General features: G+C 70.6%; 17 protein-coding genes. 6 read left to right on the top strand and 11 right to left on the bottom strand.

The genetic code is table 11. The annotated features are described in order from the left end of the window. Nucleotides 1–34: 34 nt before the first annotated feature. Entirely contained in the window at nt 35–1,609 is a 1,575-nt protein-coding gene (locus AWQ68_RS35075; RefSeq protein WP_245656408.1) for an ABC transporter substrate-binding protein, read from the bottom strand. 243 nt (nt 1,610–1,852) lie between these two features. Here AWQ68_RS35075 and AWQ68_RS43105 point away from each other — a divergent pair, with 243 nt between their 5' ends. Both AWQ68_RS43105 and AWQ68_RS35070 read left to right on the top strand, forming a co-directional pair. Continuing rightward, the gene (locus AWQ68_RS43105; protein ID WP_157546214.1) at nt 1,853–2,068 is read left to right on the top strand and encodes a hypothetical protein; all 216 of its coding nucleotides are present in this window, start codon (nt 1,853–1,855) and stop codon (nt 2,066–2,068) included. A 189-nt stretch (nt 2,069–2,257) separates the two neighbouring features. Continuing rightward, complete coding sequence (locus tag AWQ68_RS35070; RefSeq protein WP_066949316.1) at nt 2,258–3,913, top strand: TIGR03767 family metallophosphoesterase; 1,656 nt, start codon at nt 2,258–2,260, stop codon at nt 3,911–3,913. A gap of 184 nt (nt 3,914–4,097) precedes the next feature. On the opposite strand, the gene AWQ68_RS35065 is transcribed toward AWQ68_RS35070, so the two are convergent. Next, nucleotides 4,098–5,264 carry a serine hydrolase domain-containing protein gene (locus AWQ68_RS35065; RefSeq protein WP_066949313.1) on the bottom strand — a complete coding sequence of 389 codons (1,167 nt, stop codon included), beginning with the start codon at nt 5,262–5,264 and terminating at the stop codon, nt 4,098–4,100. Between the two features lie 38 nt (nt 5,265–5,302). On the opposite strand from AWQ68_RS35065, the gene AWQ68_RS43100 reads away from it, so the two are divergent. After that, nucleotides 5,303–5,464 carry a hypothetical protein gene (locus tag AWQ68_RS43100; protein WP_157546211.1) on the top strand — a complete coding sequence of 54 codons (162 nt, stop codon included), beginning with the start codon at nt 5,303–5,305 and terminating at the stop codon, nt 5,462–5,464. Between the two features lie 109 nt (nt 5,465–5,573). On the opposite strand, the gene AWQ68_RS35060 is transcribed toward AWQ68_RS43100, so the two are convergent. The 8 genes from AWQ68_RS35060 to AWQ68_RS45435 all read right to left on the bottom strand — a co-directional run bounded on the left by AWQ68_RS35060 (nt 5,574) and on the right by AWQ68_RS45435 (nt 15,336). Continuing rightward, the gene (locus AWQ68_RS35060) at nt 5,574–6,338 is read right to left on the bottom strand and encodes a GNAT family N-acetyltransferase (RefSeq protein ID WP_066949311.1); all 765 of its coding nucleotides are present in this window, start codon (nt 6,336–6,338) and stop codon (nt 5,574–5,576) included. Nucleotides 6,339–6,392: 54 nt separating this feature from the next. Further along, nucleotides 6,393–7,982: a PucR family transcriptional regulator gene (locus AWQ68_RS35055; protein ID WP_066949308.1), complete on the bottom strand. Its 1,590-nt coding sequence runs from the start codon at nt 7,980–7,982 to the stop codon at nt 6,393–6,395. Beyond that, nucleotides 7,979–9,496 carry an N-acyl-D-amino-acid deacylase family protein gene (locus tag AWQ68_RS35050; RefSeq protein WP_066949305.1) on the bottom strand — a complete coding sequence of 506 codons (1,518 nt, stop codon included), beginning with the start codon at nt 9,494–9,496 and terminating at the stop codon, nt 7,979–7,981. The genes AWQ68_RS35055 and AWQ68_RS35050 overlap by 4 nt, the downstream gene beginning before the upstream one ends. Nucleotides 9,497–9,551: 55 nt before the next feature. After that, nucleotides 9,552–11,270: a dipeptide ABC transporter ATP-binding protein gene (locus AWQ68_RS35045; RefSeq protein WP_066949303.1), complete on the bottom strand. Its 1,719-nt coding sequence runs from the start codon at nt 11,268–11,270 to the stop codon at nt 9,552–9,554. After that, a complete protein-coding gene (locus AWQ68_RS35040) occupies nt 11,260–12,120 on the bottom strand; it encodes an ABC transporter permease (RefSeq protein WP_157546208.1) in 861 nt (286 codons plus the stop codon). The genes AWQ68_RS35045 and AWQ68_RS35040 overlap by 11 nt, the downstream gene beginning before the upstream one ends. Beyond that, on the bottom strand, nt 12,117–13,064 hold the full coding sequence (locus AWQ68_RS35035) for an ABC transporter permease (RefSeq protein WP_066949373.1): 948 nt from the start codon (nt 13,062–13,064) through the stop codon (nt 12,117–12,119). Before AWQ68_RS35035 ends, AWQ68_RS35040 begins: the two co-directional genes overlap by 4 nt. Beyond that, the gene (locus tag AWQ68_RS35030; RefSeq protein WP_084464747.1) at nt 13,064–14,614 is read right to left on the bottom strand and encodes an ABC transporter substrate-binding protein; all 1,551 of its coding nucleotides are present in this window, start codon (nt 14,612–14,614) and stop codon (nt 13,064–13,066) included. The genes AWQ68_RS35035 and AWQ68_RS35030 overlap by 1 nt, the downstream gene beginning before the upstream one ends. A 287-nt stretch (nt 14,615–14,901) precedes the next feature. Continuing rightward, a complete protein-coding gene (locus AWQ68_RS45435; RefSeq protein ID WP_245656404.1) occupies nt 14,902–15,336 on the bottom strand; it encodes a winged helix-turn-helix transcriptional regulator in 435 nt (144 codons plus the stop codon). An 89-nt stretch (nt 15,337–15,425) separates the two neighbouring features. Here AWQ68_RS45435 and AWQ68_RS35020 point away from each other — a divergent pair, with 89 nt between their 5' ends. After that, a complete protein-coding gene (locus AWQ68_RS35020) occupies nt 15,426–16,376 on the top strand; it encodes an NADP-dependent oxidoreductase (RefSeq protein ID WP_084464746.1) in 951 nt (316 codons plus the stop codon). A 32-nt stretch (nt 16,377–16,408) separates the two neighbouring features. On the opposite strand, the gene AWQ68_RS35015 is transcribed toward AWQ68_RS35020, so the two are convergent. Beyond that, entirely contained in the window at nt 16,409–17,947 is a 1,539-nt protein-coding gene (locus AWQ68_RS35015) for a serine hydrolase domain-containing protein (RefSeq protein ID WP_066949295.1), read from the bottom strand. 1,792 nt (nt 17,948–19,739) lie between these two features. On the opposite strand from AWQ68_RS35015, the gene AWQ68_RS35010 reads away from it, so the two are divergent. Both AWQ68_RS35010 and AWQ68_RS35005 read left to right on the top strand, forming a co-directional pair. Continuing rightward, nucleotides 19,740–21,155 carry a M14 family zinc carboxypeptidase gene (locus tag AWQ68_RS35010; protein ID WP_169809043.1) on the top strand — a complete coding sequence of 472 codons (1,416 nt, stop codon included), beginning with the start codon at nt 19,740–19,742 and terminating at the stop codon, nt 21,153–21,155. Nucleotides 21,156–21,407: 252 nt separating this feature from the next. After that, nucleotides 21,408–22,298: a MurR/RpiR family transcriptional regulator gene (locus AWQ68_RS35005; RefSeq protein WP_066949282.1), complete on the top strand. Its 891-nt coding sequence runs from the start codon at nt 21,408–21,410 to the stop codon at nt 22,296–22,298. Nucleotides 22,299–22,360 lie beyond the last annotated feature (62 nt).

The raw sequence follows: 22,360 nt of genomic DNA, 5'->3' as shown, positions 1-22,360 counted from the left end.
GCACCGCCGTCCCGGAGCGTACGACGACTGTTCATCATGCCCGCGGCCTCACGTTGTCCGCCCACTCCTGGTCGTAGTAGAGGGTCGAGTAACCGTCGTAGGAGAAGTCGTCGGAAAGGGCCATCGACGACGCCTCCCACCACAGCGGGATGTACGGCAGATCCTCGTTGACCCGGGCCAGCAGCGTGGCCATGGCGTCGACCCTTCGCTCGCCCTCGACGGCGGCCTGGGCGGCCATCAGTTCGTCGACCTCGGTGCTGCGGTACTCCGCGATGTTGTACTGCCCCTTGGCCGCGGCATTGCTCGGGAGCAGCAGGTTGAGGAAGTCGGCCGGGTCCGGGTAGTTGGGCCGCAGGATCATGATGTTCATCTCATGCTGGTGATCCATCAGCTGCGAGCGCCAGTCCGTCATCGGCGCCTCCTGAACCGTCAGCTGGATCCCGAGGGTGCGGACGGTCTGCGCCAGGCTCACCAGGGCCTTCCCGAGATGCGGGTTGGCATCGGGGAAACGCACGGTGGCCGAGAAGCCGCCAGCGTGCTTGGACTTCGCCAGCTCCGCCTTCGCCTTCGCGAGGTCGAAGTCGTAGGCGGGCAGGGAGTCGTAGACCCGCCGCACCGTCGCCTCGTCCGCCAGGTTCGCCCACTGGGCCGGCGGTGGGACGGCACGCGCCGGTGCTCCGTCTCCGTGCAGGAACGCCTTCACGAAGCCGTCTCGGTCGACCGCGTGGGCGAGGGCGCGCCGGACGTGGATGTCGTCGAACGGAGCGCGGTTGACGTTGAGCGCCAGGAAGGCCGACATCAGCGGCGGAGACGACATGATGCTGGTCTTCGGCAGCCGCCGCCAGTCCTGGATGGCGACGACCGGGACATCCATGGTCCCGGCGACCTTGCCGCTGCGGACGGCGAGTTGACGCGCGTTGGCGTCGGCGACGAAGTCGATGGCGATGGAGCCGTAGCGCGGCTTGGCGCCCCAGTACGACGGGTTCGCCTCGTACTCGATGCCGGCGGCGGAGTCGAACCTCTTGATCAGGTACGGTCCGGTGCCGATGGTCTTCACTTCCGGCCCCGACATGCCGAGCTGGTCACCGAGCCGCTCCGAGTACGCCTTCGGGGTGACCGCGCATCTCGCGGTCAGGTACTTCGCGGCCGGATCGGGGCGCGACAGCGTGATGGTCAGTTCGGTCGGCGAGGTGACCTCCACCGCCTTGTAGTTCGAGAGCAGGGACGCGATCGGCGACCCGACCTTGGGGTCGAGGTGCCGGGTGATCGAGAATGCGATGTCCTCCGCGGTAAGCGGAGTGCCGTCCCAGAACGTGACACCCTGCCGCAGGGAGTACACGAGTTTGGTCGGAGTGGGCTGCTCCCACGACTCCGCGAGGACCGGGACGATGCTCAGGTCCTTGTCCAGCCGCACCAAGGTCTCGTGCGACAGCGCCAGCAGCGGGATGGGAGCGCCCGCCGACTTCGCCACGTCGAGAGTGGGGACGTTCTGCCCGAGCACCCAGCGCAGACGTCCCGGCGCCGATGCGGAACCGGCCGGAGCAGCGGCACCGCCGCATCCGGTGAGCAGTGCGGGCATACCGAGCGCGGCCGTGGTGAGCCCGAGCATGCCGAGCACGGATCTCCGGCTGATCCCCGCACCGGCATGGGGATCGAGTGCTGCACGATCATCAGCACTGAATCGGGTCATCGTGCTACCTCCGACTGCAGGGGGGTTTCACACCTCGTTGGTGAGTGAGAACACAGCGTAGGTCCACGTTTTCCCGCCAGACTTTGGACATCCGCGACAATCGGCATGCGCATGACTTGGACAAAGCAACAGCTCTTCGTCCTTTCCTGACAGCGGTGGTGGATGTCTTCCAACGGCGGCGAGAGACAAGCTCAGCCGCACGGCGCACGCACCGCTGAAAGCGGCTGGGAGACCGTGCTCCATCTACAGGTGCAGCGGTTTCGGTGCGGCGACGACGACTGCGGCAAGAAGACCTTCGCCCCGCAGGTGGCCGGGCTGACCGTCCGTTACGGCGAGCGCGACTTGACCACGCGGCTGACCGTCGTGGCGCGACGCTGACCTCGCCCCCGTGAACGGCGGGCGAGCGGCAGGTAGCCGGCCCGCTGCCGCGGGATGGCTTTACCACATAGAGCCCGGCTGTGCCATAGATGGCTGTACGGCGTTTCAGCCTTGTTAGGCCGGCAGTCATTCCCGGTGTCAAGCATCCCCAGTGGACGTTTCGCCTCGACGCCATCACTGGGGAGCACCATGGATCCCGTCCTCAGCCGTCGCGCCTTCCTACTCACCTCCGGAATGACCGCCGCGGGCCTCGGGCTGGAGATCGCACTCGCCTCCACCCCGGCCACCTCCTCGACCACGACCACGACGACCACAGCCACCACGGTCCACACCGTCGCCAGTCCTCGGGGCGCCGCCGGATACCGGAGGCTGGCCGACGGCCCCGGCTGGCGGCGGGTGACACGCACCGAGCTGGCCGAGGCCAAGAAGGGCAGGGCCGAGCGCCGCACGGCGCTCGCCTGCTTCGTTCAGTTCACCGACCTGCACATCACCGACGTGCAGAGCCCGCAGCGCTATGAGTTCCTGCGCACCGGAGCCGTGAGCGCCTGGCGCCCGCAGGAAGCGCTGACCGCCGCCGGCGCCGTCTCACTGATCGAACAGGTCAACACCTTGCGGTACGGCCCGGCCACCCGGGCGCCCATCGGGTTCGTCATGACCACCGGCGACAACACCGACAACAACTCCCGCATCGAGCTGGAGTGGTTCCTGACCGCGATGACCGGTGGCCGCTTCACCCCCAACTCCGGCGACCCGAGCGCGTATGAGGGCGTGCAGGACTCCGGCCTGGGCCTGTACTGGCAGCCCGGGTCCGGCGTGCGCGACATCGACAAGCGGGCGGGTTTCCCCCGCCTGGACGGCTTCCTGGAGGCGGCCATCCGCGAGGTGAGCAGCCCCGGGCTGGCCGTACCGTGGTACTCCACCATCGGCAACCACGACCAGCTCTTCGGCGGCGCCTACTCCGCCGCCGGCGGCTTCTTCGCCGACCTGGCCACCGGCTCACGCAAGTTGTTCACCCTGCCCGCCTCCGAGGCCGCCGCCGTCTACCGGGCGCTGCGCCAGGGCCCCGACCCCACGGGCGCCCGCCTTCGCGAGGCATGGAAGCGCTACAAGGCCAAGGCCCGCACGGTCACCGCCGACGAACGCCGCGCCCCCTTGAGCCCGCACGACTACATCGCCGCCCACCTCGACCCGGCGTACACCGGCGCGGGCCCCGTCGGCCACGGCTACACCCGCGACAACCTCGACAGCGGCCGGCTGGATTACTCCTTCCGGATCGCCGACGGCGTCGTGGGCATCAGCCTGGACACCACCGACCGCGGCGGCGACTACCGCGGATCGGTCGGCAGCCGGCAGCTCGCCTGGCTGGAGCGGACCCTGAAGACCCACGCCGACGACATCGCGCTGATCTTCAGTCACCACCCGAGCTGGGCCATGACCAACCTCGTCCCCGACCCGGCCCGCCCGCACGACAAGCGCCACAGCGGACAGGAATTGCTGGCCGTGCTGAAGAAGCACCGCAACGTCGCCGCGTGGATCAACGGCCACTCCCACCGCAACAAGATCGTCCCGCATGGCGGCTTCTGGGAGGTCTCCACCGCCTCCCACGTCGACTACCCGCAGCTGGCCAGGGTGATCGAGCTGGCCGACAACCACGATGGAACGCTCTCCCTGTTCACCACGCTGGTGGAGTCGGCCGCGCCGCACCGCACCGACTTGACCGATCTGTCGCAAAACGGGCTGGCGGCGCTCTACCGGGAGCTGTCGTTCAACGCGCCGGGCCTGGAGAGCGCACTGGCGGGCCTGCCGGGCGACCGCAACACCGAGCTCCTGCTGAAGAGGCGCTGACAGCGTTTCGTGCGCGGGGACGGACGCTTCCCCGGAATCGCAGGCGGATTCCGGGGAAGGTCCGCGCGCGTGCCGTCGCCGCGGTGGCCCGCGAGCTCGGTGTGATCGACATGGCCATCCGGCGAGGGAAGCAGCACCCGCCGCCGGGTGGCCGGAAGGACGTGCCGACGCGGATCCGGCGGCGTCAGCGCGTCACGGAGGTGTATGCCTCGGCCAGCTCCTTCCAGATCGTGCCCGCGGGGTCCTCATCGGATCCGTCCCGGTTCGTCACGACCATCAGCGTCACGCCTCGCGCCATGTCGGTCGCTCCCATCGACGTGAAGCCGGCGAAGGCGCCGGGGTGGCCCTGCCAGACCCGCCCGCCGACCAGGGCGCGCTCGGTGCCCATCCCGTAGGTGTCGTTCACCGCCACCGCCTGCGGCGACGATGTGATCATCTTCTTGACGGTGTCGGGCCGCAGGAGCCGGTTCCCGGCGTACAACGCGTCGAGGAACTTGGCGCCGCCGAGCGCGGTGCCGGCGAACAACCCGTCCCCGAACGGCAGGCCGTACAGGTCGGTGGGGATGCCCTTGGCGCCGAAGTCGGTGAAGGTGTCGATCGGTTTGCCGGGGCTCTCGTAGTCGTAGCCGTGGGCGAACCGGGGGAAGGCGCTCGGGGATCGCTCGGCGGTCAGCAGCTCGCTCGTCTCCCCCGCTCGCGTGAGGAAGAGCCGGATGTCGCGCTCGAGCGCCCCGTCTCCACCGGCCGTCCTGCTCAGCACGTGCGCCAGGATGATGTATCCGGTGTTGGAGTAGTCGTACCGCTTGCCGGGGTTGACCGGCTTGCGAATACCTGGCGCCAGCATGGCGAAGGTGTACGGCCGGTTCGGATCGTATTGCGCGCCCCCCGCGAACAGGGGGGCGGTCTTGGGGTCGTCGTACATGTCGGGGTAGCCCGCGGTGTGCGTGAGCAGCATCCGGAGCGTGACCGCGTCCGATCCCGGCACGTCCTTGCCGACATAGGTGGAGATCGGCTTGTCCAGGGCCAGGACTCCGCTCTCGACCTGGCGCAGCGCGTACGCAGACAAGATCATCTTTCCGAAGCTGGCGTAGCCGAACATCGTCGAGTCGGTGACCGGTGAGGACGGGTCCTTGACCGCCTTGCCGGAGTTCGCCGACCAGATCAGCTTGCCGTCGCGCATCACGACCGCCTGGACGCCGGGATCACCGGCCTTCGCGGCCGCCCTGGCAAGCGCCCCGTCGAGAGCGGCCCGCACCGGATCCTTGCTGACCGGGGCCGCCACCGCGGGCGCCGGGGGGATGCCCAGCCCGACCGTGAGGAGGCTGAATGTCAGCACGACTGCTCTGATCATCGCTGTCCTTTTCGTGAGGTTGCGGTTGTTCTCCTTGGGTGGAGCTCGCACCGAGCCCGCAGTACGGCGGCGGGCCCCCGGCGGTGCCGCGGGTCGCCGGTGTCACGGCGATACGCGACAAGCCGGGGAGGTCGCCGCCGATGGTCGGGGCGGGTGGGCACGCCGATCGAGTCGCCCTCCAGGACGAAGGGGCGTGGTGATGTCGCCGGCGTGGTAGCGGGCCGCGCGTCGGGGCGAAGGCTGCTCCGGGAGCCGAAAGCACTCAGCCTGGCCAGGTGGCGGGCGCCGGCGGGGAGAGATCGGCACGCTTCACGCGGCACGCTCCAGGACGTACCACCCGTCGCGGGTGAAGCCGGTGACGCGATAGCCCTCGGCCAGCGCGCCCCCCAGGGCCTCGCGCTGCGCGGCCCGCCAGTACCGCGCCGCGCCGGGCTCCTCAAGGCGCATCCGTTCGATGTCGGCGGGCGTCGCGCACTTCAGTACGGCGCGGCCGCCCGGCGCGGCCACCCGGCCGGAGGAGTCAAGGATCACCCGTGCCTCACCGTCGTCGGACGGTTCGGCCCGCCTTCCGTCCACGTGCCATTCGGCGAACAGCCGGTCCGACACGTCGCCGTCGTTGATCCCGTCGGTCAGCGGGCCGTAGAAGTCGGTCAGGTAGCGCTCGGCCCGCGCGCCCAGCCGGACGAGGTTGAAGTAGGCGTTGCGCCGCACGAGCGGGTCGAACGTCCAGGAGATCGAACGGAGCCCGCGCTCGGCCGCCCACCTGCGCTGGTGCTCCTTGATCGCCCGTCCGATCCCCCGCCCCTGCGCCTCGGGGGCGATGCCGGTCACGTGGGAGTGCAGGCTCTCTCCCGCCGCCAGGAGGCCCACCGCCGCCCCGACGAGTTCCTCGCCCAGGAAGGCTCCGGCGACGTAACCGCCGATGTGGTCCAGGACGCACATGACGTCCAGGGCGACGGGAGGATCCTCACCGTCTCCGGTGTTCCACACGCGACGCAGCAGCTGATCGGCCGTCTGGAGCTGGGGGGCGCCATGCAACGAGGTGACGCGCACCCCGGTGAGGGTTTCGACCATGGCCCCAGCATCCCGCCGCGGACGGGGCTCGGGCGTTGGCGGAAAAGCAGAAGTTCATCCGTCCTCGTTTGTACTCGGGCGCAGCACCGGGCCGAGCCGCAGTTGCAGCGCCAGGACCAGCCGGACGTCGGGGTCGTCCAGGGCGACGAGCTCGCCGATCCTGCGCAGGCGGTAGCGCAGGGTGTTGGGATGCACCGACAGCGCCTCGGCCGCCTTGGACACGTCGTAGTGCGCCGCCGTCCACGCCCGCAGGCTGTGCACCCAGTTGGTGCTGTGCCGGGCGTCGTGCTCGGCCAGCACCGACAGGGGTTCGCCGAGGAGCTCGGGTTTGGCGCGCATGGAGGCCGCCACCTCCTGCAGGAACAGCGTGGCCGACAACTCCTCGTACCCGCCGACCGTGCCGGTGGCGAACGGCCCGCACATCGCCCGCAGCGCCTCCGCGGCCTGGCGGGCGCTGAGCGGCGCCTGGACCACGGAGGGCACGGTCCTCCCCATCCCGGCACGCCACCGGCCGCCCAGTCGTTCCTCGATCTGGCCGAGCGTCCCGGCGGTGATCCTGCGCAGGGCGGGCGCGGTCGAGTCGGCGGCCACGACCGCGTAGGCGCGGCCGTCGACGGCGCCCACCACGCCCCTGATGCGGTAGGCGGCGTAGGCGGTGCGCAGGAGGTCTCCGGCGTGTCCCGCGGCGAAGACGTCGCCGTCGCCCGACCCGATGGCGACGACGACGACCGGCTCGCCGGGGTTGAGGCCGAAGGAGGTGGCCAGCTCGCCGACCGGGCCGACGCCGCGCAGCAGCCAGCCGAGCCACTCGTCCCTGGTCCTCCGCGCCTCGTCGGCGGCCAGGTTGATCCTGGCCAGGTGCGGGGCGGCGTTCCTCGCGGCCTCGGCCAGGATCCGGGGCGCGTCGGGTTCGAGCGGGGTGTCGGCTTCGATGACCCAGATGCTGCCGAGCGCCTCGCCCCCGGCCCGGACCGCGATGCCCAGCCGGGGCAGGTACTCGCGGGGCTCGTAGCTCCACACGGCTTCGTCGGAGCGGAGGACGGCGGCGTACTCCTCGGCGTGGGTCGGGTGCTCGGGGACCCTGCGGCCCAGGATGCCCTCCCTGCGCAGGTCGTCGATCCGCTGCCCGCCGACCGTGGAGTAGGCCAGGACGCGCATGGCCAGGTCCTCGATGGCCACGGCTCCGCCCGCGCGCGCCGCCACCTGGTTGGCCAGGGCGAACAGGTCGGCCGCCGTCGTCTCCCCCAGGTCGGCGGCCGGGGCGACCACGGCCAGGAGGGCGTCGACCAGGGCGTAGAGCTGGCCCCACGCCAGGTCGGGGGCGGCCGCCAGCAGCGCGATGCCCGCCGCGCCGGCGGCCTCCGCCAAGGCCGGGAAACCCCCCGAGACGCCCGCCGTTCCCAGGCTCCGGACCACCACGGCCGCCACCCCGGTGGCGGCGGCCTGCTGGATGTCGGCCGGGTCGGGGCGGCCGGTCACCAGGAGCAGTGCGCCCTCGGCCGCGGCGAGGGGCTCGCCCGCGCCGTGGATGATGGGCGCGCCGACCAGCACCTGCCTGCCGCCGGGGAGGCAGATCGCGGTGACCGCGTCGGGGCCGAGGCTGTCGAGCAGCACGCCGAGCGTGACGCGTCCGTTGGCACTCACCGGCGCAACACCCGCCCGTGTCGGCCGCCGGTGAACACGCCGTCCTCGATCACGGGATGACCGGCCAGGAGCACGTGCGTGACGCCCACCGGGGCCACGTCGGGAACCTCGTAGGTGCCGTCGTGCCTGATGACCTCGGGATCGAAGACGCACACGTCGGCCACGGCCCCCGCTCCGAGCCACCCCCGGTCGGCCAGCCCGAACTGGGCGGCCGCGGCCGAGGTGATCTTGCGGATGGCCTCCGGCATCGGCACGACCCCGCGCTCGCGCACGTAGGTCCCGAGGAAGACGGGGAACGTGCCGAACGTGCGCGGGTGGTCGGGGCCGACCGGCGGCCCGCCGTCGGAGCCGATGGAGACCAGCGGATGCCGCATGATGCGGGTGACGTCGTCATCGTGCATGGTGTGGAAGACGCCGGACCCGTGCGGGTCGTCGATGATCAGGTCGCACAGCGCGTCCCAGGGGTCGCGGCCGTCGAGCACGTCGGACAGCCGCTTGCCGAGGCTCATGAGCTGGACGTCCTCCGGGTGCACCTCGCGCCACAGGCCGACGCCGGTGCCCTGGCCCGGGTCCTCGGCGAGGGCGCGCAGCCTGGCGCGTTCGCCGGGGTCGTGCAACCGCCTGAGCAACTCCTCCTGCCCGCCCTCGCAGGCCACCGGCGGCAGCAACGCCACCAGGTCGGTGCCGAACGCCTGGTACGGATAGACGTCGGCGCGCAGATCGACGCCGCGCGTCCGCGCCTCGGTCAGCACGGCCAGCAGCATCTCCGAGTCCCCGTGCACCGCGCGCCCCGAGGCCTTGCAGTGCGAGACCTGCAGCCGTATGCCCGCCCCCCTGGCCACGGCGACGGCCTCGTCGAGCGCGTCGGCCAGGCCCTCGCTCTCGCTGCGCATGTGGGTGGCGTAGACGAGGTTCCGCCGGCGGGCGACGCGGGCCAGCGCGATCAGCTCCTCGACGCCGGCGTAGGCTCCGGGCACATACTCCAGCCCGCTCGACAGCCCCACCGCGCCCGCCTCGAACGCCTCGGCCGCCAGCCGTTCCATCGTCGTCAGCGCACCGGGCGGCAGGACGGCGTCCATCCCGGCGACGGCCATGCGCAGGGTGTTGTGCCCGACGAGGGCGGCGAGGTTGCCCGTCGTCCCCGCCTGTTCGACGGCGTCGAGGTAGTCGCCGAATGCCGGGAAGATCTGGTCGGTCAGGAGCTCCGGGGCCGGGCTCAGCGGGGTGACCGGCGCGCAGGAGAAGCCGCAGTTGCCGACGATCTCGGTGGTGACGCCCTGCAGCAGCTTGAACGGGTTCTCGCCGTCGAGGAAGGGCACCGTGTCGGAGTGGCTGTGCGGGTCGACGAAGCCGGGCGCGACGATGAGCCCGTCCACGTCGATGACGCGGGCGGCCGGGCCGAGCTCGCGCCCGATCGCGGCGATCCGCCCGCCGCTGACGGCCACGTCGGCGGTACGGCCGGGCGAGCCGAATCCGTCGTGGACCGTGCCCGCACGCAGGATGAGGTCGTGCATGGAAGAAGCCTTCCTGAAGTGAGCCGGGGTCCGCTTCATGCGTTGGTTGGAAATTTCATGGAATGGCCGCGACAAGCCGACGGGTGTAGTCATGCGCGGGGGCGTCCAGGACCGTCGCGGTGTCCCCCTGCTCGACGACCCGCCCCTTGAACAGCACCACGGTCCTGACCGCGATCTGCCGGACCACGGCGAGGTCGTGGGTGATGAAGAGCATCGCGGTGCCCAACTCCCGGCCGAGACCGCGCAGCAGTTCCAGCACGTGGGCCTGGACGGAGACATCGAGCGAGGCCACCGGCTCGTCACAGATGAGCAGCGACGGCCGCACCGCCAGCGCCCTGGCGATGGCCACCCGCTGCCGCTGGCCGCCCGACAGCCCCTTCGGCCGTCGCGTGGCGTAACCGGGAGGAAGGCCCACCAGTTCCAGCAGGTCCCCCGGCGCGAGCCGGTCGGCCGGTTCGGCGCGCGTCGCCGCCTCGGCCAACGTGGCGCCCACGGTCATGGCGGGGTTGAGCGAGGTGCTGGGGTCCTGGAACACGCACTGGACCAGCCGGTGGACCCGGGCTCGCTCCTGCCTGGTCAGGGCCCGGCGGCGGGTGATGTCGAGGCCGTCCAGCTCGATGCGTCCCTGGTCGGGGGTGACCAGTCCGAGGACGGAGCGGGCCAGCGTGGTCTTGCCGGAGCCCGACTCGCCGACCAGCCCGACCGTCTCCCCCGCCGCCACCTGAAGGCTGACACCGCCGAGCGCGGTGTGCGTGCCGTACCGCTTGACGAGGTCGTCCACGACGAGCAGAGGTTCGCCGGAACCGGTGGGGAGCGTGCCCGTCGCGACGTCACGGGCCGTGAGCCGCGGGAGGGTGTCGTGGACGCACGCGGTGAGGCGGCCGTCGCCGATCTCGCGGAGCGGCGGGCGGGAGGCGCGGCATCGGGTGGTCGCGTGGTCGCAGCGTGCGGCGAACGCGCACTCCGACGCCACCTGCGCGGCCGGCGGGACGCTGCCCGGGATGCCGGTGAGGTGTTCGAGCGTGTACTCCACCGAGGGGAGGGCGCGCAGCAGCCCGGCGGTGTACGGATGGGCGGGCGCCTGGGCCAGGGACGTGCCCGGTCCCTGTTCGAGGACGCGTCCGGCGTACATCACCGAGACCCGGTCACAGATGGCGAAGGCCACCCGCAGGTCGTGGGTGATCAGCAGCACGCCCATGCCGCGGTCGGCCTGGACCCTGGCCAGGAGGGCGAGGATCTCGTGCTGGGTGGTGGCGTCCAGGGCGGTGGTGGGCTCGTCGGCGATCAACAGTTCCGGGTCCCCGGCGAGCGCGGCGGCCAGGGCCACGCGCTGCCGCATGCCGCCGGAGAGCTGGAAGGGGTAGCGCCCGGCGACGGACGGGTCGTCGATGCCGACCTCGGCCAGCCTGCGCGCCACCTCCTCGCGGGTCGCCCGGCCGGGCATCGTCTCGGCGATGTGCGCCCCGGCCGTACGCAGTGGGTTGAGCATGGAGAACGGGTCCTGCATCAGCAGCGAGACGCGCCGTCCCCTGAGGCCGCGCAGCACCCGTTCGCCGGCCGTTCCGACGATCTCCACCCCGCCGACCCGGATGGAGCCGGAGGCGCGGAGCCCCTTCGGCAGCAGGCCGATGGCGGCCCGTGCGGTCAGCGACTTACCGCTGCCCGACTCGCCTACCAGCCCGGCCATCTCCCCGGCCGCGACGGTGAGGCCGACGCCGTCGACGATCGTTCCGGCGGGCCCGGCGATCGTCAGTCCGTTGATCTCAAGCAGCATCGGAAAGCCTCTCGAACAGCCGGTCGCCCAGCAGGGTCGCCGCGGTGGCGGCGATGGTGACCAGCGCCGCCGGGATGACGGAGGCCCACGGGTTGAGGTCGAGCAGCGTACGGTTCTCCTCGATCATCAGACCCCAGTCGGGGGTCCCGGCGGGCAGCCCGATCCCGAGGAACGACAACCCGGAGAGCGCGACCAGCCCGGCGACGAAGCTGAGCAGCGCACCGGCGACGACCGTCGGCGCGATGTTGGGCAGCAGGTGCCTGAACATGATCCGCGTCGGCCTGAGCCCGAGCGTGCGGGCGGCCTCCGCGTAGGCCAGCTCGCGCTGGGCCATGGTCAGGCTGCGGACCACGCGGATGTCGCCGGGCGTGAACAGCACGGCCAGCGCCAGCACGGCCCAGCCGATCCCGCCGCCGAGCACGCCGACCAGGACGATGAGGACGAGCATGCCCGGGAGGGCGATGAGCAGGTCGACGACCCGCATCATGATCGCGTCCACCCAGCCGCGCCGGTACCCGGCCAGCAGCCCGAGCGTGGTGCTCATCGCGCACGTGCACAGCGTCACGATCACCGGCCAGAGCAGGGCCGAACGCGCCCCGGCCAGGCAGCGTGAGAGCACGTCGCGGCCGAGGTCGTCGGTGCCCGCCCAGTGCGCCCAGCTCGGCATCGACGCGCCGAGCGCGACGTCCTGCGCGGCCGGGTCGTAGGGGGCGATCCACGTGCCGCCGATCGCGGCCAGCGCCATGAGCGCCAGCACCGCCGCCGACACCACGGTCAGGAACCCCGGCCGGGTACGGCGGAGCCGCGCCACCCGCCCGCCGAACAGGGGCGTACCGGAAACGGCTGTCATGAGGCCACCGCCCCGTGTCTGACCCGCGGGTCCACGGCCAGGTAGGTCAGGTCGATCAGGAGGTTGACCACGACGACCACGGCGCCGCCGAGCAGGACGAGGGCCTGGACCACGGGGATGTCCTTCCGTGCGACGGCGGTCACGAGCAGTTCGCCGAGTCCCGGCAGCCCGAAGGCCCGCTCGACGAAGAGCGCCCCGGTGAGGTTGGCGGCCAGCAGCAGCCCGCCGACGGTGAGGACGGGCAGCGCGGTGTTGCGCAGGGCGTAGCTGATCCAGACGCGCGGCAGGCTCAGCCCACGCGCCCTGGCGAAGGTGAGGTAGTCCTGACCCACCAGGTCGAGGGCGGCGGCGCGCATCTGCCGCACCACGACGGCGGCCTCCCCGGCGGCCAGGGCCACCGCGGGCAGCGTGAGGTGGGCGATCCGCTCGGCCGCCGTCTCGCCGGCGCCGAAGACGGGGAACCAGCCGAGCGTGACGGCGAAGCCGTACAGCAGCAGGATGCTCAGCGCGAACGGCGGCACGGCCAGCGCGACCAGCGAGGTCAGCGTGATGCCCTGGTCGAGCCTGCCCCCGCGGCGCATGGCGGCGGCGAGTCCCAGCGGGATCCCGACGCCGATCGTGAGGATGAGCGCGTAGGTGGCCAGGCCCGCGGTGACGGGCAGGCGCTCGGTGATGATGCTCGTGACGGGCTCCCGCGTGTAGACCGAGGTGCCGAAGTCACCGTGGAGGGCCCCGCCGAGCCAGGACAGGTAGCGCTCGTGGATGGGGTCGTCGAGGTGGAACTGCGCCCGGATGGCGGCGCGGGTCTCGGGCGTGGAGGGGCGCGGGCCGAGCAGGAGGTTCTCGGGTTTGCCCGGAGCGGCGGCCAGCAGGACGAAGCTGAGCAGCGACAGCACCCCGAGCAGCAGGACGGCGGCGCCCAGGCGGCGGGCGAGGAAGGCCATCACGCACCGGCCGGGCGCACGGCGCTGAGGATGTCGATCGTCCAGGTGCCGACGTCGGTGGTGAAACGCTTGTTCACCGCGATGGCCGACTCGTTGTGGAACAGCGGCAGGTAGGGCACCTGCTCGGCCACCTCGGCCAGCACCTTCGTGATCGCCTTCCGTCTGGCCTCGCCCTCCAGGCGGCCCACGTCGTCGAGCCCGGCGTCCAGGGCGGCGGTGCCGTACCCGCTGAAGTTGAAGCCCTGCGGCTTCGCGGAGGCGCGGCTGAGCAGGTCGGGCAGGACCTCGCTCGGGTCGGGGGTGCTGTAGTAGAGGTTGGCCATCTGCACCGCCAGGTCCTCGTGGTCCATGCGCTGCGTGATGTACTTCTCGCTCGGCAGCGGCTTGAGCTCCAGCATGATCCCGATCTTGGCCAGGTCGGCCGCGACGGCCTGCATCGCCTTGACGTTCTCGCCGCCGCTGTCGTACGGCGTGGCGAGGGTGAACCCGCGGGGGTAGGCGGACTTGGCCAGTTCCGCCTTGGCCGCCTCGACGTCGTACGCGTAGGTGGGCAGGGCGGGCAAGGCGGCGCCGTACAGGGCGGTGAGCTGCGGCTTGGGCAGGAAGAGGTCGGCCTGGCCGCCGTGTCCGCCGGTCATGAGCTGGACCAGGGCGGCCCTGTCGACGGCGTGCGCGATGGCTCGGCGCACGTGCACGTCCTTGAGCGGGCCCTGATTGACCGCAAGCGACAGGAAGGCGATGTTGTCGGCCGGGTAGAAGGTCGTGGTGACGTCGCGCAGGCTGGTCCACTTGCGCGCCTCGCTGGGCCGCACGTCGGCGGTGCCGTCGGCCTCGCCGGAGGACACGGCCAGCCGGAGGGTCTCGGGGTCGGTGATCGTCCTGAGCTCGATCTTGCGCAGCGCGGGCTTGGGACCCCAGTACAGCGGGTTGCGCTCCAGGGTGACGCCCTCGGTGAGGCTGAACTTGGCGACCTTGAACGGGCCGGTGCCGAGCGTGCCCACCTCGGGTGATCCGAGGTCCGCGGGGTGCGCCTCGGCCAGCTTCTTCGGCACGATCTGCCAGGCGAGCGCGGCCGTGGGCAGGAACGCCTGGTTCGGCCTGGACAGCGTCACCGTGACCGTGCGCGGGCCGGTGGCCTCGACCTTCTTGACCATGGTGACGTAGCTGGCCGCCTGGGAGGCGACCTTGGGATCGACGTGCCGGCTGAGGGAGTAGGCGGCGTCCTCGGCGGTGAGCGGGGAGCCGTCGCTGAACTTCACGCCCTCGCGCAGGGTGAAGACGTACGTGAGGGGGTCGGGGTGGGTCCAGGACTCGGCGACGCCGGGGAGCACCTCCCCCTTCTTCCCGAGGGTGACCATGCAGTCCAGGACGGCGAACTGGACGATGGTGGAGGGGTTGTTGAAGCCATGGGCGATGTCGAGGCTGTTGGGCACCTCACTCAACGCCCAACGTAACGTGTCTGCCCGGTCCTGCCTCGACCCGGCGCAGCCTGCGGACAGCAGGAGGAGCGCGGCCAGCGCGACCCTGGGAAGCGCGGTTGCGGATGTCATGCATTGGCACGGTAGAAGGCGGACGCCCCGCGTTCACTAACTCGTCAGCCAAACTCCTGGCGGCCGCCCTCGTCCTTCTGGCCAACCGGCGTTACTAAAGCCTGTCCCGTAGATCTTGATCACGGATTCCGGTAGACCACTGGCTTGGATGAACGCCTGAATCGTCACGATCTGACTGATGCGGAGTGGCAGCGGCTGGAGCCGCTGCTGCCCTCGGTTGCGCCTAAGCGCTACCTGCGGCGGCGCGGTATCAAGACCGTCAGCGGCACCACGCACTCGCGCGCTGATCATGCCTCAGGGCAGGAGCGGGGGTCATCGGAGTCGGATTCTGGCTCCATCACATTGACCGGCACGGTGTCGGCGTGCCGGTGGGCCCACTGCCCGAGCGCGTAGATCGGGATCAGCAGGTCCCGGCCAGGTCCGGTGAGCTCATACTCCACCCGTGGCGGCGCCTCGGCATAGCGGTGCCGTTCGACCAGGCCGTACCGCTCCATCCGGCGCAGCGTCTGGGTGAGCACCTTCTGGCTGATCCCGCCGACCTCTTGCTGGAGCCGGACCGGACGCATCGGCCCGTTCCGCAGCGCCCACACCAAGACCGGCAACCAAGCGCTGGCGAACAAGTCCACGGCCAGCCGCGCCGGACAGTCGGCCACATAATCGCCATACGGCTCAAAGATCTCCGCTACGGCCCCTTCCGCGCTGTCAGCCACGTCGCCAGTCACCCCAACCCATTACGCACCTTCAGGTGCCTATCGGTTCTCCTACCGTGCTGTCCACGGTAATCGATCACCCACATACGCAGGAGACCAGCATGAATCCCGACATGAACCGGACCGCGATGAAGGCCCTGACGGCCATGCAGTACGGGCCGATCAACACCGTGTCGATCACCGAAGTGCCCCGCCCCGTCCCCGGCCCGGGCCAGGTCCTGGTGCGGGTGGCGGCGGCCGGGCTGAACCCGCTGGATGTCAAGCTGGCGACCGGTGTGATGAAGGACGTCATGCCGGTTGAGCACCCGCTCGTCCTCGGCGTGGACGCTGCCGGGACGATCGAGGCGGTCGGCGAGGGCGTGACCCGCTTCGCCCCTGGCGACCAGGTGGTCGCGTTGACCTACCCGGCCGGTGCGATCGCCGAGTACACCGTGGTCAACGACGGGCCGACCATCGTGCCACGACCCTCCAGCCTGCCCGTCGAGGCCGCCGCCGCGCTGCCGACCCCGCTACTGATGGCCGCCGCGCTCACCACCATCAAGCCGGCAGCAGGCCAGAGCATCCTGCTGCTCGGCGGCGACGGCGCGGTCGCATCGTTCTTCCTCCAGATGGTGGCCCGCAGCGGCGCACGCACCATTGCCACCGCCCAACCCGAGCACGCCCCCCGGGTCGCCGCCCTGGCCTCCGACGTCATCGACTACACCAGCATCGACCCCGTCAAGCAGACCCTTCACCTGGTCCCCGGCGGGGTCGATATGGTCATCGACCTGGTCAACGCCGGACCCGGCCTGGCCACCACCGCGGCAGCAGCCCGCGATGGCGGCCGACTGATCTCCCCGCACGGTGGCCCGCCGACCTTCGACCGCGGCGTCACCGCCACCTACCTCGGCGTCGAAGAAGGCCTCGATCAGTTCGCCGAAAGGGTCAACGAAGTCGCCTCAGGCGAGCTGACCGTCCGGGCCATCACCCGACCCTTCACACAAGCCCGCCAGACCCTCACCGACTTCGCCGCCGGCCGGATCCAAGGCCGCCGGACCGTCCTGACCCTCTAAGGACCAGCGTTCGCAGATCCACGGGACATGCTCTAGACCAGGCCAGGGGGGATGCCCACTGGCCTGCTCCCCTCCGGCTGGGCGGTGAAGCGCATGCGTCGGAAGCCCTCGCCGCTGATCGTCAGGTCGCCGCCCGGCTCCACGCGGAGAGTGAAGGGGCCCGCCCGCCACGCTCCCGCCGGGGCGGGCTCGGTGTCGAGTTCCAGGGTCAGGCCCACGGTGAACGTGCCGTCCTTGATCACGGCCAGCACGCCGTATTCGTCGCTGAGCCACGCGCCGTCCGGGGCCCTGTCCTCGCCGGGGGCACTGCAGGGGGTGAAGATCATGGGAGGCTCGTCCCGAGGGGTGCTTCCCACGACGAGGGCGCCGTCCTCGACGGCCAGCCAGGTGGTGCGCGCCTCGCCCACGCCGTACCAGCGGCCGTCAGTGCCCGGGGCGAACTCGGCCTCCTGCTGCACGATGGCGACCCGGCCCTCCGCGGCCTCGGCGATGGTGATCGGGGTGTCGGTCGCCTCCTCGTACCAGTGCCCCACGACCGGCGCGGGGGCCTGTCCTCGGGCGACGTTTTCGGAGTCTCCCTGTCGGCCGGTGAGCTCAAGGGCCACCCGGCGGCTGAGACCGACCGGGTCCAGGGCGCTCTGGTTGGTCAGCACGGCCACGCCGAGATCGGGCCCCGGCAGGTAGAGGAGGTTGGAGACGTATCCGTGCATGCCGCCCGTGTGGCCGAACGCATCGAGCTCGCCCACCTTCGAATGGAAGATCCCGTACGCGTAGGACAGCACGGTCCCGTCGGCCAGCACCCCCCGCTCCAGCAGCGCGTCACGCAGCCGCGTCCCCAGCACCCGCCCGTCCGCCAGGAACCCGAACCACGGCGCGAGCTGGCTCACGCTGGTCACCAGGCCGCCGTCGCCCACCGCCCCTTCCTCGGTGTCGGCCCTGACCGGCCCGGCCGCGTACCCGAACGCCATCCGCGGCAACGGCACCGAGGCGTCGTCGCGGTAGACGGTGTCGTCCATGCCGAGCGGCCCGAACACCCGCTCGGCCGCGAACTCGGCCAGCGACTTCCCGGTCACCCGCCTGACCACGACGGCCGCGAGCACGTAGCCGGTGTTGGAGTAGGAGAAGGCGGTGCCCGGCTCGAAGGTCGTCCGGCGGATGCGGCTGATGATCTTCATGAGCCGCTCCTCGGTCAGCACCTGGAGCGGGACCCCGGTGATGGCCTGCAGGGCATACCACTCCGGGAGGCCACCGGTGTGGTTCAGGCACTGGCCGATCGTGACCGCGCTCTCCAAGGCCAGCTCCGGCACGTGCTTCCTGACGTCGTCGTCCAGGCTCAGCCTGCCCTCGTGGGCCAGCATGAGCACACAGGCCGCAGTGAACTGCTTGGAGGCCGAGGCGATGTCGAAGCGGGTCCTGGCGTCGATCGGGACGCCGAACTCCACCGTGGCCACGCCCCTGGCGGCGGTGTACAGCGCCCGGCCGCCCGAGTAGACGCCCACCGCGAGGCCCGGGGCGTCCGGCCCGTCGGGGGTGAAGTCGGCGACGGCGCGTTCTACCAGCTCAAGATCCATGTCTTCAGTATCTGGATTCTCGCACGCGCCGGGTTTGGCCTCCGCGGCAAACTTGCGACCTCCGGGCTTGGAGTCCGGCACACCGGTGGACCAGGAGCCGTGCCCCTCGGACTGGTCCCGCCATGGCCGCAGGTGCGGAGATCGACTTCGAGATGTTCCTGCAGTTTCTCCAGGCGTTCGGCGTGCGCGAACGGTGGCACCGGAGTCGCCGCGAACCTGTACGGCGAAGGCTCCCGGTGACACCGCCACACCGCCCATTGACCCTCATCCCCGCCCGAACTGCCGTACAAGGGACTTTCATGACGTACAAACATCCCCGGGCATGAGCCGACCCGTTTCCGGGGGATTGAGCGGCCACTCCCAAACAAACGGTCAAGGGACCTTCTGGGGAACCTTCGAGCTGTTCCCGCACGGTCGGCGGTTGTGCGCGTCCGTCACCGTAGGCCACAGCTGTATCGCCTATCCGGCCACCCGGGGGCGATTTCACCGGAGTCGTCATGCGTCACTCTTTTCTCCCGTCTCGAATCCCATTTCCGGCAGCGCCGGAAACTCCTCACGCCGCCGCACCCGCCAAGCACATGACGGACGCCGTCGGCTCATCGGGTACGGGCAGCGTCGCCGAACCATGGCCCGTACCTGGCGTCACCAGTCGCCGCGGGACCGACGAGCGATACCCGAGCGGCGCGCCCGGGGCCCGGCACGAGGCGACGGCGAACCGCGCCAGAGTCGCTCGCCCGAGCGAGCGAAATCCGGAAGCGGGATATCGCGGCGTCGCACATTCGGGTCACGATGATCGGCTTTCACTCGCGTCATCCCGTTGACCGGTTCGGCGCATCCCGTGAATCCGTCGACTCGCCGATGAGTTCGTCGAGAGCGCCATCCAGCCATTGGCGGTCCGTCCGCACGCGATCCGTGCCGATCGCGTTCCGAAGCGGGGGCCATTCTGCCCGCGAGGCTATGAAGTCACATCGTCAGACCGAAAGCGAGCAACGACAAAGCATTCAATGAATGAAGCAATATCCGATCTGATTCGATCCACTCGGCGACATGCGATCGCTCCAGGGCATCTTCTCCGAATACTACGGCCAGGAAACCGTCGTTCACATTGCGGCGTTTCATCGTGCATATCGGCACGGCGCACGCGATCCGAAATGGCCGAGGAGCGACTGCCGGGAAGCCCGATCTCGCGCGGTTCACCCGGCCTGGAGCCTCCCACGACCACATGGATCTTCCGGGCCTGACGGGAGGCCTGTGACCAGGCTTAACGCGGAGAGTGCGCAGCTCAGCGGCCATACGGCCAACGACTGGGCCGGCCCGGCCCCCCTCAGGACACCGGCGCCCGGGCAGCGTCGGGCTCCTCCCCCCGGCCGGAATCCGGCGCATCCGGCGCGTACGCGCGGCCGCCCCGCGCTCCTGCACCGAGCGGCTCGGCGATATCCCCTCCGACCTGGGCGCGCGAGCGACGCCGGCCGCCGGGACTCACCGGTCCGGTGGCGCACCAATTTGTTTCGGCCCGATCCACCCCCGGGCTCCTCGCTGTAAAGCACCCATCACCGCCGACCTTCCGCGCGTGTGCGGAGAAACTGAGGGTTGACAGGTATGCATTCATCGCAGAGACTACCTGAAAATTTGCAGTCAACGGCCGATCGGGGGCGTCCAGGAGCACTCCCCAAAGAACAGCTCGAATAAATGGACGCGTTTCTGTTTCCAGTTCGTCTGCAGCTAGAAAGGTCCCCCCATGTCTTCACGAGGCTCGCAGCCGCCCACGACTCCAAGCGCCAGGAAACGCGTTTTGACGCTTGCGTTGGGCGTCGGATTGCTCGGAAGTCTCAGCATTCCGGCGGCCACGGCCGGCTTCGCCGAGTCGGCCGACCCCGCGGCGGCCGTCCAGGAACTGGCGGCGCAGGCGGCGGCTCTGCCCAGCGGTCGCACCACCTACCGGACGATCACGGACTACAACGACGAGATGCTCGCGCTGAGCACCCGGCACCCCGGGCTCGTCAAGCACATCACCTTGCCGCACAAGACCCGCCAGGGCCGCGAGGTGTACGGCATCGAGGTGACGCACGACGTCGACGCCTCCGACGGCAAGCCGGTCCTGTTCATGATGGGCATGCACCACGGGAACGAGTGGCCCTCGGGTGAGCACACGTTGGAGTTCGCCTACGACTTGATCAACAACGACGGGAAGGACCCGCGGATCACGCGCCTGCTCAACCAGGCACGGGTCATCTTCGTCCCGGTCGTCAACGTGGACGGGTTCATGCTCAACCGGCGGACCAGCTGCGGCGTCTCGCCGACGTGCGCCAGCAGCGCCGGGGTCGACATCAATCGCAACTACCCCTTCGGCTGGGGCAGCAACGCGGGTTCCAACGCGACGACCCGCGGCCCCGGGCCGGGCTCCGAGCCGGAGATCCAGAACATCATGGACCTGACCTCGGCCAACCAGGTCACCGTCCTGATCACGAACCACACCTCTGGTCACACCCTCCTCCGTCCGCCGCTGGAGAAGCGCGCGGGCGACGCCCCGGACGAGGCCGCCTACGCCGCCCTGACCGACGCGATGGCGGCCAAGAACGGCTACACGGGCATGAAGTCGGGCTTCGACTACGAGACGACCGGCGAGACCCAGGACTGGTCCTACTACGCCACCCGCGGCCTCGGGTTCACGTTCGAGATCATGAAGACCCAGTCGACCAACAACACCTACCCCGAGGTGATCGAGGACTACCTGGGCACCGGGCGCTACGAGGGCAAGTCGAACCGCGAGGCGTTCATGGTGGCCCTGGAGTACGCGGCGGACCCGGCGGGACACTCCGTGATCACGGGCCAGGGGCCGAAGGGCGCGGTCCTCACGATCACGAAGGACTTCGACCTGTGGACGGCGCCGATCAAGCAGGCGGGCAGCGTCATCGACCCGCCCATCGCGGTTCCGACCCACCTGGAGTCCCGCCTGATCACTCCGACCAACGGCAAGTTCACCTGGCACGTCAACCCGTCGGTGCGGCCGGTCCCGGCCTACACCGAGACCGGCGTCGTCGCCACCGGCCCTGGAAAGTTCCTCAAGGAGAGCTGGACGCTCACCTGCGCCCGGCCGACCGGCGAGGTCCTCGAGACGGTGCACGTCACCGTCGACAGGGGCGAGAAGGTCGATGTGCGACTGCAGGAGTGCAAGACCCGCTTCAACGGCAACGGCCCGAAGAACTAGGCGGACGTCACCACGCACCCGATGAGCCGGGCGGTCCCTCCAGGGGCCGCCCGGCGGCGTATGAGCCGAACGAACGCCGGCGGCTGCCCACAGGCACCCTGCGGCGGATGAGCGGCAGAAACCCGGCGACGTTGTAGGCCCACGGGAACTTCGCGCCCCATGAAGTCACTTGACCATTCCGATGGCGTCGCCCGCCGGGCGGTGAGAACGTCGCTGGGTCTGTCACTCCGTGGAGAAGGGAAGTGGTCGAGGATGGGGCACGCCAGGGAGACCGGCCGGCCGTTCGCTGTGCCGGACGCGGCGCGGATCTCCGCGAACCTGCGCTCGCTCTTGGGCGACCACCGGCTCTCCCCGTCGCAGCGCCGGATCGCGCGCTACCTGCTCGACCACGCGCAAGAGGCCGTCTTCTTCACCAGCACCGACATCGCCGAGCGCGTCGGAGTCAGCCAGCCGTCGGTCACCCGCTTCGCCGCCGCGCTCGGGTTCAGGGGGTTCCCCGAGTTCCGGGACGCGCTCCGCTCGTCGGTGTTCGGCGGCCCGCAACGAGCGCTGCCCGCCGAGGGCCTCAACGAGATCCAGGAACTGGTGAACTCCGAGATCCGCGACCTCGAGCGGCTGCGGGACGGTCTCGGGGATCTCAGTAAGCTTCGGCAGGTGGCCGCCCACCTGGCCAGGTCGCGTCCGCTCCTGGTGGTGGGACTGCGGATCTCCGCCCCGCTTGCGCACCTGTTCGGCTACCTCGCCGAAAAGGTGCTCCCGGACGTACGGGTACTGGACGTCGCGGGGTCGCCCCTGGAGGACCGGCTGAGCCGGGCGGCCGAAGCCGGAGCCGAGTGGGTGCTCGCCATCGGATTGCCGCGCTACCCGCGCGAGCTGGCCCAGGGGCTCACGTGGGCGCGGCGCGTGGGGCTGAAGGTCGCCCTCATCACCGATCAACCGGTCGGCCGGCTCACCGACCTCGCGGACGAGGTCCTGCTCGCACCGGTGAGCTCGGATTTCGCGTTCGACTCCCACGCGGGTCCCACGGTTCTGTGCACGGCGCTGCTGCACACCATGCTGGACACCCTCGCCGCCGAAGGGCAGGCCCAGCTCGAAGCCTTCGACGACAGCGCCACGGAACGCCAGATCTTCCTGCCGTACTGAACGTTCCTTTTCTCACACCGGAGCCATGCGGCGGCGGACGGGGGGGCGGCGAGTTCGACAGT

The organism is Microtetraspora fusca, assembly GCF_001570365.1.
GTDB classification, from domain to species: domain Bacteria; phylum Actinomycetota; class Actinomycetes; order Streptosporangiales; family Streptosporangiaceae; genus Microtetraspora; species Microtetraspora fusca.
The sequence above is the reverse complement of the archived record's forward strand: the minus strand, read 5'-3'. Positions and strand labels throughout refer to the sequence as shown.